Annotated in this window: 10 protein-coding genes and 1 pseudogene; 9 read left to right on the forward strand and 2 right to left on the reverse strand. The window is 42.7% G+C overall.

Annotation, left to right across the window (positions count from 1 at the left end):
- Nucleotides 1-1209, forward strand: a 1209-nt coding sequence (gene bchD / locus ACEW80_RS22870; protein ID WP_373528790.1) for a magnesium chelatase ATPase subunit D, incomplete at its 5' end; no start/stop codon positions are given.
- A gap of 50 nt (nucleotides 1210-1259) precedes the next feature.
- Here bchD and ACEW80_RS22875 read toward each other — a convergent pair.
- Nucleotides 1260-2060, reverse strand: a complete 801-nt coding sequence (locus ACEW80_RS22875; protein WP_373528791.1) for an RNA polymerase sigma factor SigF — start codon at nucleotides 2058-2060, stop codon at nucleotides 1260-1262.
- A 335-nt stretch (nucleotides 2061-2395) separates the two neighbouring features.
- Between ACEW80_RS22875 and ACEW80_RS22880 the strand changes: the two genes are divergently transcribed.
- The 8 genes and pseudogenes from ACEW80_RS22880 to ACEW80_RS22915 all read left to right on the forward strand — a co-directional run bounded on the left by ACEW80_RS22880 (nucleotide 2396) and on the right by ACEW80_RS22915 (nucleotide 8821).
- The gene (locus tag ACEW80_RS22880) at nucleotides 2396-3124 is read left to right on the forward strand and encodes a Bax inhibitor-1 family protein (RefSeq protein ID WP_373528792.1); all 729 of its coding nucleotides are present in this window, start codon (nucleotides 2396-2398) and stop codon (nucleotides 3122-3124) included.
- A 131-nt stretch (nucleotides 3125-3255) separates the two neighbouring features.
- A pseudogene (locus ACEW80_RS22885) lies at nucleotides 3256-4390 on the forward strand (PCRF domain-containing protein).
- A 113-nt stretch (nucleotides 4391-4503) separates the two neighbouring features.
- Nucleotides 4504-5626, forward strand: a protein-coding gene (gene prfB, locus ACEW80_RS22890; protein WP_373528793.1) for a peptide chain release factor 2 whose coding sequence is annotated in 2 segments (ribosomal slippage) — nucleotides 4504-4575 and nucleotides 4577-5626 — 1122 coding nt in all. Because the reading frame shifts where the segments join, the coding sequence is not laid out codon by codon here.
- A gap of 160 nt (nucleotides 5627-5786) precedes the next feature.
- Nucleotides 5787-5942 (forward strand): DUF3285 domain-containing protein, encoded by a 156-nt coding sequence (locus ACEW80_RS22895; RefSeq protein ID WP_373528794.1) that lies wholly within the window; start codon nucleotides 5787-5789, stop codon nucleotides 5940-5942.
- Nucleotides 5943-5979: 37 nt separating this feature from the next.
- Nucleotides 5980-6507, forward strand: coding sequence for an rRNA maturation RNase YbeY (gene ybeY, locus ACEW80_RS22900; protein WP_373528799.1), 528 nt, complete (start codon nucleotides 5980-5982; stop codon nucleotides 6505-6507).
- Between the two features lie 153 nt (nucleotides 6508-6660).
- Nucleotides 6661-7116, forward strand: a complete 456-nt coding sequence (locus ACEW80_RS22905) for a diacylglycerol kinase family protein (protein ID WP_373528795.1) — start codon at nucleotides 6661-6663, stop codon at nucleotides 7114-7116.
- A gap of 334 nt (nucleotides 7117-7450) precedes the next feature.
- On the forward strand, nucleotides 7451-8050 hold the full coding sequence (locus ACEW80_RS22910) for an aminodeoxychorismate/anthranilate synthase component II (protein ID WP_373528796.1): 600 nt from the start codon (nucleotides 7451-7453) through the stop codon (nucleotides 8048-8050).
- Nucleotides 8051-8053: 3 nt separating this feature from the next.
- On the forward strand, nucleotides 8054-8821 hold the full coding sequence (locus tag ACEW80_RS22915) for an MBL fold metallo-hydrolase (protein WP_373528797.1): 768 nt from the start codon (nucleotides 8054-8056) through the stop codon (nucleotides 8819-8821).
- 113 nt (nucleotides 8822-8934) lie between these two features.
- Here ACEW80_RS22915 and ACEW80_RS22920 read toward each other — a convergent pair whose 3' ends face one another.
- A complete protein-coding gene (locus ACEW80_RS22920; protein ID WP_373528798.1) occupies nucleotides 8935-10158 on the reverse strand; it encodes an FG-GAP repeat domain-containing protein in 1224 nt (407 codons plus the stop codon).
- Between the last annotated feature and the right edge of the window lie 671 nt (nucleotides 10159-10829).

The following is a 10829-nucleotide window of genomic DNA, read 5'->3' on the forward strand; positions in this document are numbered from 1 at the left end:
TACTTAGTGGATGAGGCTATACGCGGCGGAGTTCAGGGACATCGCGCTGAGTTATTCGCCACGCGGGTTGCCAAAGCGGCGGCGGCTTTGGAGGGACGAACAACAGTAAATGCTGAAGATTTGCGCCGTGCGGTGGAACTGGTGATTGTACCACGGGCAACAATTGTGCAGACACCACCGCCAGAACAATCACCGCCACCGCCTCCACCCCCACCACAAAATCAAGAAGAACCCCAGGACGAATCAGAAGAGGAAGAGCAGGAAGAACAAGAAGAAAAGGAAGAAAATCAAGAGCAAGAACCCCCCAGCATCCCGGAAGAATTCATTTTTGATCCAGAAGGGGTAATTCTTGATGACAACGTGCTTTACTTTACTCAAATGGCGAAGCGGCAAGGAAAATCTGGTAGTCGCAGTGTCATATTTTCCGATGACAGGGGACGCTACATTAAGCCAATGTTGCCCAAGGGGAAAGCGCGACGCATTGCAGTAGATGCTACCCTCAGAGCTGCGGCTCCTTATCAAAAAGCCCGAAGAGAAAAACACCCAGATAGAAAAGTTATTGTCGAACAGGCTGATATTCGCTCGAAGCGCCTGGTACGTAAAGCAGGGGCGTTGGTAGTGTTTGTAGTAGATGCTTCTGGCTCAATGGCCTTGAATCGAATGCAATCGGCTAAAGGTGCGGTGATGCAACTGTTGACAGAAGCTTATCAAAACCGCGACCAAATAGCATTGATTCCCTTCCGGGGAGAACAGGCGGAAGTGTTATTGCCTCCAACACGTTCTATTGCCTTAGCGCGTAACCGCTTAGAAAGGTTGCCCTGTGGTGGGGGTTCACCCTTAGCGCACGGTTTAACCCAAGCTGTGCGCGTCGGCTTAAATGCCCAAATGAGTGGAGATATTGGGCAAGTTGTGCTTGTAGCAATCACCGATGGGCGCGGTAATATTCCCTTAGCTCGTTCTTTAGGTGAACAACTAGAACCAGGAGAAAAACCAGATATCAAAGGGGAATTATTAGAAATTGCTGCCAGAATCCGGGCTTTGGGAATGCAACTATTAGTAATTGATACAGAAAGTAAATTTGTATCCACGGGCTTTGCTAAGGAATTATCACAAACAGCAGGCGGTAAATATTATCATTTGCCGAAAGCCACAGATCAAGCTATTGCTGCCATGACCAAAGGTGCGATCGCTGATTTAAAATCTAGATAATTAGTCATTTGCCATTGGTCATTTGTCATTGGATTTTTAGCCCAGCACGACTAAGACGCTGTTGGTATTACTTGTGTTGGCATTACCTGTGGTTGCAAATAGTAAATCAAATCTTGAATTCCCTTTTGCAGATACCGTGTTACCGTCATTGGACTAGTGCCAATATTCTTAGCAGCATCCTTGCGAGAAAGTTCCTTCAAAAACACCATTTCAACTGCCATGCGGGGCTTTTCTTCTAACATATTTATTGCACCTTGAAGTTGTTGCCGTTCTTCTTCTTCTTGCAAAAGAACATGAGAACGAGGACAAGGAAGTGCCTCACCCAAGGTTATTTGGCAATCAATATAGTTAACTGCGGTTGCATCTAAACTCAAAGGCATACGGTTTTGAGCAGCTAACTTGGTTTCTTGCCATTCTTGCACAGATACCCGAAGTTGGTTGGCAATTTCAGCATCCTTGGGAACACGACCTAAAGACATTGACAAATCCTTGCGAATCTTTTGTCCTTCATTGTACAATTCTTGCCAACGACGGGGAATTTTTAAGAGAGTACTGCGATCGCGCAAAAAGTGCAGCATCTCACCTCGAATGTATGGCACAGCAAAAGAACTAAAAGCATATCCTTGTCTAGGGTCAAAGCGCTCAATTGCCCTAATCAAACCAAAATAACCGATTTGTTCTAAATCTTCATAAGGTTCATTACATTGATGGCTAAATTTATGAGCCATCTTCCGCACTAAGCCAGTATGTAACTGTACAAGTTTATTACGAAGTTTAATAGAAGGATTCTGGTGGTACAAGTGTAATAATTCTATACCATCAGTTCGTAAAGAGGACTCACTTGTGGCCATATACATTCCCTTGTTGTAACTCCTATTCCTAAGAAAATGGAGCTGCGTATATTTTCTTTTAAGCTGTCATTATCTTCCCTAGTCAAGGATGAATAAGCTATCGTCGTTTCACTGAACTTATTAGGGGTCGTACTCCAAAATTCAGTATTTGCACGTATGATTTTGCTATTGTCTCTGTTGCAGGTTTTTTTTATTTTTCAGATAAAAATTTCAACCCTGTATAATCTTTTTTGTTTATTTGTCTCTTCCTCACGTAACTCCTTCCTGGTTTCTCGACCTAAATTTTGGTAAGAATAGGAATAAGCAGAACGCTTTCCTAAAAAACAGTTTTCAATATGAGCAATACCAGTAATTTTCGTGAAGCTATCCGTGAGGCTAAATCTCACGCCCTCGTTGGCCCAAATGTGATTGCCAACGCCCTGCCCTACGTCGGTGGTGGATTGGTGCTAACGGCATTAGGAACCTACGGCGGTTTAGGAGTTATCCGTACTAACCCCGGAATATTTTTTCCCACCTTCATTGGTGCGGTGATTCTGGAGTTAGTTTTGTTCTTTGTTGCCCAAAATGTTGCTCAAAAAGGTAATAAGGGACTTGCACTACCCTTGTTGGCAACCTACAGCCTCTTGTCTGGATATACCCTCAGTGGTTTGATATTTGTCGCTTTGAGATCCCAAGGTGTTGGCATTCAAGGCATTGGTTTGGCTGCCCTTGGTTGTGGCGTTACCTTTATTGCTGCTCGTCAAATTGGTTCAAATCTCTCTGAACAAGATGGCATGGCTTTGACGAAAACCATCAATCTCGGTGTCATTGCCTTGGTGGTTGTGTGCCTTGCTCAATTCGCGTTTGCTATGTTTGGTGTTTACACGCCAAATTGGTTAGAAATCGCTATCTCCGGTTTGGGGGTATTTCTTTTTGTTGGGGTTTCTGTTGTCGATTTCTATATCTTGCCCCGCACTTACAGCGATGATCAATATCTGCCTGCTGCTTTGTCGATGTACCTTACTTACATCAACTTGTTCGTCTTTATCTTGCGTTTGCTAATCGCCATCAATGGCCGCGATTAATTACCTATAGGCATTAACAAAAGTAAAGTTTTATAAGGTAAAACCGTGGTTAAATTTTCAGCAACCACGGTTTTTTTCATCGCTTTAATAGTAGAATATGTAGATAAGTTCAGCCTCAAGTGAGCAAAATTATGCTAGAACTCTTAAATATCAAGCGCGAAGTAGAAAGGTTGTCTAATATATTGACGAAGGCTGAAGGCTGTCTTTGACCTCCAATATTTGACTGCAAAAATTCAATATTTAGATCAAGTAATTGCTCAACCAGATTTTTGGAACAATCCAACCCGTGCTTATGAAGTACTTCAAGAAATTGAATACTCCATATTATACAAGCATCAACAATATCAGCGCTGGTGTTCGATTCTAGACGATATCAAGGCTGCGTTGGAATTGCTGGAATTATTAGCCGATGAGCAATTGTGGCAAGAGGTGCAAAGCAACCTTACCCAACTCCAAGAAGAACTAGAAGCAGCAGAAATACAACAATTATTGTCTGACCCCCACGACCAAAAAGGTGCATTTTTAACTATTACTGCTGGGGTCGGTGGGGTAGATGCTGAAGATTGGTCATCTATATTATTGCGGTTATATCACCGTTGGGCAGTAAATCATAATCAAAAAGTATATCTACTACAATATTCAGAGGGTGATTTAGCTGGGGTCAAATCTGCCACCCTAGAAATTACAGGGCATTATGCTTATGGCTGACTAAAATCGGAACAAGGAACTCATGCAAGAATAGTGCGGATTTCTCCTGTTGATGGCAATGGCAAGCGGCATACTTGCCTAGCCAGTGTAGAAGTCAGCCCTATCTTAGATGAGTCTGTTGATTTTGAGATTCCAGAGAAGGATTTAGAAATTACTTTGCCGCGCCCACAGGGGAATGTCAACCGCCCAGAAACATGGGTGCGGGTGTTTCACATTCCTACCGGGATTAGTGTATTTTGCGACCAACAGCGCCGTCAGATAGAAAATCAAGAGAAAGCCTTAGCGATTCTCAAGAGTAAACTGTTTGCGATTGCACTAGCCCAAGGTGTCCAGCTTGCCAAAATTCAACCTCGGCAGATAAAATCATTATCCAACCAGATCATCCGGGAATATATCTTGCATCCTGACACCAAGGTAAAAGATTTACGTACCAATGTAGAAACACCTGCTGCGGTAGAGGTTTTGGACGGTGAAATTGATTTGTTTATCAAAGCCTATCTGCAACAGCAAAATCAAACCACCTCTGTTACCAAAGAAGCGCTTGATAATTTCAAGTAATTTTTGTAAAATATCAAATCAGTGCAAAGAGAATTTGCTAAGATTAATAACTAGTAGAATAAAGAGCAATTTTCAAATCCAAAGCGCTCTATCTATACATTACAGCAAGCACTATGGATGTCCTAGAACTCAAACGCGAAATCGAAACGTTGTCTGGCCGCCTGGGTAAAACCCAGGACTATCTTTGACGTACCTGCACTGAGCGCCAAAATTCAAGACCTCGAAAAAATATCGGCTCAACCAGAATTTTGGAATGACCAAACCCAAGCCCAACAAACGCTGCAAGAACTCAACGATTTGAAAGCCCACCTTCAGCAATACGATCGCTGGCACGCCAATCTAGAAGATACTAGGGCTGTTGTTGAGTTGTTAGAGTTAGAAACCGATGAGGCACTACTCCAAGAAGCGGAATCTACCATCACTAAACTTAATCGTGACCTAGACCAGTGGGAGTTACAACAGTTACTTTCTGGCATCTATGATGCTGAAGGTGCTGTACTGACAATTAGTGCTGGTGCTGGTGGCACAGACGCTCAAGACTGGGCATTTATGCTGATGCGGATGTACACCCGTTGGGGCGAAGCTCATGGCTATAAAGTAACTTTAGCTGAAGAGTCGGAGGGTGATGAAGCTGGAATTAAATCGGCAACCCTAGAAATTACTGGTCGTTATGCCTATGGTTATTTGCGATCGGAGATGGGTACACATCGCCTAGTACGGATTTCACCTTTTAATGCCAACGGCAAGCGACAAACCAGTTTTGCCGGGGTGGAAGTGATGCCGCAGATAGATAACTCTGTGCAGTTGGATATTCCAGACAAAGATTTGGAAATCACCACAACCCGTTCTGGTGGTAAAGGTGGGCAGAACGTCAACAAAGTAGAAACGGCGGTGCGGATTGTTCACCTTCCCACGGGTCTTGCCGTGCGCTGTACAGAAGAGCGATCGCAGCTGCAAAATAAAGAGAAAGCCCTAAATCGCCTCAAAGCGAAGCTGTTGGTCATAGCCAAAGAGCAACGTGCCCAAGAAATTGCTGAAATTCGTGGCGATATGGTGGAAGCCTCCTGGGGAAACCAAATCCGTAACTATGTGTTTCACCCTTACCAAATGGTGAAAGATTTACGTACAAATACAGAAACAACAGCGATTGGCGATGTCATGAATGGCGAAGTTGATACATTCATCCAAGCTTATCTGCGCCAAGAAAATAAACTGGTAGAAAACACTCCGGCATAACTGGGGATTAGCAAAAAGTACTAAGTAATTTTTAATATTATTTAGTACTGACCCGATGGTTGATGCCTTTTCAAAGAAATTTCTTAGCAATATACAGGCGATCGCTATTCTATGGCAGACCAACTGTTACAGTTATAAAAGAGTCTGTGGGCAAATAACTATGAGCAATTCTCCTTCAACAGAACCTCAACCTAGCTACGTAAAACTCGCCATGCGAAACATGGTGCAAAAGGGTGCAACTTCTCTTAAACACTTCGGATTGACTGCCGTAGGGCTTTTAGCTCTCCTTGTTGGTCTTGCTTACCTAACTCACTAACAATAAACCATCACCTCAGATTAGGAGACGTGTGCCCCTGAGAGTTGAACTATATGTGGAGGATTATTTTTACGAGTTGTCCCCGACAACATCTGTAAATATTGGGGACACTCATGCCCGAATTACTCCTGAAACTTGGGAAAACTGGTTTAATCACTGGTTGGAAATACTTCATCCTCATATTCCGCCAGCGCCAAGTTATGAAATAGGGCTGCGTTTGACAGATGACTCACAAATTCAAGAATTGAATGCTCAGTATCGTCAACAAAATAAGCCGACAGACGTTTTAGCCTTTGCTGCTTTGGAAGTGGATTTTCCTCAAAGCGAAGAAATGCTTGCCTCTGTACCATTATACTTAGGTGATATTATTGTGTCTGTAGATACATCTATACGCCAAGCTCGACAACAGGAACATAGCTTACCAACTGAGCTAGCTTGGTTAGCTGCTCACGGTTTATTGCACCTGTTAGGCTGGGATCATCCTGATGAAGAAAGTTTGGAGCGAATGTTAGAACAGCAAGTGAAATTGCTGAATGCAATAGGTATTGCTATTAACATAGAATAGCAGTAACTTGTGTATCTCTTAATATAAATTTTGGGTAATACTTTTATAATACTTCTGTGGAAAATTGCTTAAAAATTACCTCAAAGTTAATTACGCTATTAAGATCAGCGAATATTCCCACTGTAGCAACTCTATTTTTATATTTTTAAGTCTATGTCTCAAAAAATTTCTCCATCACCAACGCCCACCTCGTTACAAAAACTGGTGACTAACGAACGGGAATTCTCCTGGAAAGTAGCCTCTAATTTATTTGGTAGTTTTAAATATGCCTGGGCTGGAATCAGTTATAGTTTTCAGACTCAACGTAATTTTCGCATTCACGTAAGTGTTTGCGCTTTAGCGATCGGTTTAAGTGTTTTTTTGCATCTGCAAGCGGTGGAAATAGCGGTAATTGGTATAACTAGTGGTTTAGTTTTGGCATTAGAGTTACTGAATACAGCCATTGAGTCCGTTGTAGACTTAACAGTTAAGCAGACATACCATGATTTAGCAAAAATTGCTAAAGATTGTGCAGCTGGTGCAGTCCTTGTCTCTGCCTTGGTAGCGGTGCTGGTAGCTGGTACGCTATTGCTCCCTCCTCTGGTAACGTTAATTATATCGGCTTTGTAGATGTGATGTGATGTGATTTGCGTAGGCGTAGCCCGCCGCAGGCATCGCCAAATGACTCGGTAACAGGATCACGCTCTGTCCGATCCACTTTGGAGTATTATAAGCAATTCCAAATTTCAGTAATGCGATGTCTACGACGGGCGTAGCTGCGACGCCAAGCGTCCTGGCTAAAGGGTTACTTGGTAATCTTTAGGAGGTGGCTTGTCGTAGAGTAGCCGCTTTATATTTATCCATCCACGTCAGCGTTATTTTTATACCTAACGAACAAATAGCATCAGATATTTGTTTATGCTTTTTGGAATTGATAAGTGGTAAAAACCAGGAGTAATGAGCTTTGATTATAGTTATCGACAATTACGATAGTTTTACATATAACTTAGTGCAGTATCTGGGAGAATTAGCAGCAGAGTTCCCAGTGGCAGATGATATTAAAGTTTTTCGTAACGATAAGATATCCATAGATGAGATTCGGGCATTAAAGCCGGAAGCCGTAGTTATTTCTCCAGGGCCTGGTCGCCCGGAAGATGCCGGCATTTCCCTAGAATTGATAGAACAGCTAGGGCAAGAGTTGCCAATCTTGGGTGTCTGTTTAGGGCATCAAAGCATCGGTCAAGTATTTGGTGGTAAAATAATTCCGGCTCCAGAGTTGATGCATGGCAAAACCTCTCAGGTGTCTCACAGTGGGGTGGGAGTTTTCCAGGGGTTAGAAAATCCTTTAACCGCTACCAGATATCATAGTTTGGTCATCGAACGTGAGACTTGTCCAGAGGTGTTAGAAATCACCGCTTGGGTTGAAGATCACACCATTATGGGAGTGCGACACCGGAACTATCCTCATATTCAGGGCGTCCAGTTTCACCCAGAGAGTGTCCTGACATCTTCAGGAAAACAGCTACTGCGAAATTTTCTCGAACAGTTACAGTCAAGAGCGTAATTAATGAAACGACGACAGTTGATGGGCTATGCTGGGGCGGGGTTGGTCACAGCTTTGGTTACTACCTTGGGTTCTGAATCTGAAGCTGACGCACAATCTAGCGGTTTATCAGTTCAGTGGTTGGGTCATACTTGCTTTCTTTTTACTGGCGGCGATGCCAAAATTCTCGTCAATCCATTTCGGGCGGTCGGCTGTACTGCTGGGTATCGTTCACCAAAAGTTGCAGCAGATTTGGTACTGATTAGCAGCCAACTACTAGATGAAGGTGCTGTAGACGTGCTACCGGGGAATGCAAAACTCATCTACGAACCAGGAGTTTACGAGTTCAAAGGCATTAAGTTCCAAGGAATCGCCATAGACCACGATCGCAAAAAAGGTAGACAGTTTGGCTCAAATACCGCTTGGAGTTGGAAACAAGGGGGAATTAATATTTTACACTTAGGCGGAGCTGCTGCACCTATTTCCATTGAGCAAAAAATCCTAATGGGGCGTCCCGATGTCCTACTTATTCCTGTGGGGGGCAGTGCAAAAGCCTACAATGCTGAAGAAGCAAAGCAGGCCGTTCAAGTATTAAATCCCAAGTTGGTGATTCCAACCCATTACCGGACACAGGCTGCTGATGCTGCTACGTGCGATATTTCGCCACTCGATGATTTTCTGACCTTAATGCAAGGTATGACAGTGCGGCGTAGCAACGGAGATAGTATTTCCATCAGCCCTGGTAAATTGCCGGAAAATGGAGAAATTCAGGTTTTAAGTTACAAGTTTTGAGGAGCAGGGGATGAGGGGATGAGCGAGTACGGGAGAAGTTTTGGTTAGTTTTTTCCTCCGCCCCAATGCCCAATGCCCAATGCCCCATCCCCAATGCCCAATGCCCCAATATTTTAGAACGTATACCACTCTGGGGTCAGCTTATCTGCTTCGCTGATGGGAGTCTCAACTGCTGTTGTCTCATTTATAGTCCAAATGGTGTCTGCACTGGCTGTCTGATCGCGCCAGTAGATGTCGGTCTTACCATCGCCGTTATAATCCCCAAGAGATGGTGTCAAGGCCGCGTTATTAGTCGGTAAGAAAGCTTCAGTAGCAACTGTTGTACCATCCATCAACCAAGCGGTGTTTGCACCTGTGCTTCCATTGTGCCAGAAGATGTCGGTCTTGCCATCGCCGTTGAAATCACCAATTTTAGAAGTCCAGGCTGAGTCAAGTGTCCCCAAAGCACCCTCTGTAACTAAAATACCATTCATTGTCCAAATCTTATTCTCACCTGTTTGAGTGTTTCTCCACAGCAGGTCAGTGCTTAAATCGCCGTTGAAATCGCCAACGCTAGAAGTCCAGGCTGCATCTTGTGATTGCAGCGCAAATTCACTCTTTTGCGTACCATCCATAAACCAAACGCTGTTATCACCTGTTGTCGGATTGCGCCAGAAGATATCACTCTTGCCATTGCCGTCGAAATCAACAATGGTAGGAGTTAGTGCTGCGTCTGTAGTGTCTAGAACGGTTGCAGTAACAACTGTTGTACCATCCATCTCCCAAATAGCGTTCTCACCGGTTTGACTATTATGCCAGAAGATATCGGTTTTGCGATCGCCGTTGAAATCGGCAATGTTTGGAGTCCAGGCTCCGTCAACGCTAGTTAGAGAAGCCGCATTAGCAACTCTTGTGCCATCCATCAGCACAATGCTATTCTCGCCGGTTGTCTTATTGCGTAACAAGAAGTCGGTTTTGCCATCATTGTTGAATTCGGCAATTTTGTAGTCATAGGCGGATAGGTCAAATTGACCCAGAGAACCCTGTTCGATAACTCTTGTGCCATCCATCAGGCGAACAATAATCTCACCAGTTTGGGTATTTACCCAAAGTTTGTCCGTTTTGCCATCACCGTTAAAGTCAGGAACAATCGCCGCACTGGTTAAGTAAGGATTAGGATTGGGATTTGCTGACACCACCGCCGATTGTTGTGGTTGTGAAGAACTCTTACTTTGTAGAAGCGAACTAGAACTTAGAGTATTTAAACTATCAAGGGGAGATGCTAATGCTTGTATTTTTTGGGAAGTTTCTACCCATTGTGTATTCAAAGAGCTTGAAGTATTTTGAGTTCCAAACATGGTGCGATTTTATGATTGGTTGTTATCTTTTTTTAACTTTTTTTTTAAATCTCTTTCTGTAACCAAATAACATTTACCAAGCTTTCAATTTTTCTTTATAACTATTTTTTCTTTATTAATGTCAGTTTTTCAAGACAAAATACAGTTGTTTTAGATGATTTTTATCAAATTTTCAAGTCAGATATAAGCAATTAAAAAATATTACGCTGTGTTCTATATATTAAAATAGTCGATAAATCAATGCTGTTTTTATCTATTTTATTTGCTCTGAAAATGTTGCATAAAAAATATACTTGTATCTTAAATAGTTCATTAGTCACATGAAAATATTCATACTAATCATATTTTTTTACAAACTTTTAAATACGCTAAGAGACAAGCGATCGCTACAGTAATCTAATTCATTCATGTAATCTTGCCTTTATTTTCCTGGTATTAACACAAACTCCATTAACACAAATTTATATAAGATAGGACTTACGCACTATACAAATTAACCGTGATGTGGATTAACGAAAATAGGTCGTTTTAGGCTTTTATTAATTATCCTTATGATGCCTACGGCGGTAAACTACGTAAATAGACCACGCTGTAGGGGTTTAGCAATGCTAAACCCTTACGAAAGATGTGGCTTTCAACCATATCCATATTTGGTATTTCTTGTCAATGCG

The organism is Nostoc sp. (genome assembly GCF_041747015.1).
In the GTDB taxonomy this organism is placed as follows: domain Bacteria; phylum Cyanobacteriota; class Cyanobacteriia; order Cyanobacteriales; family Nostocaceae; genus Nostoc.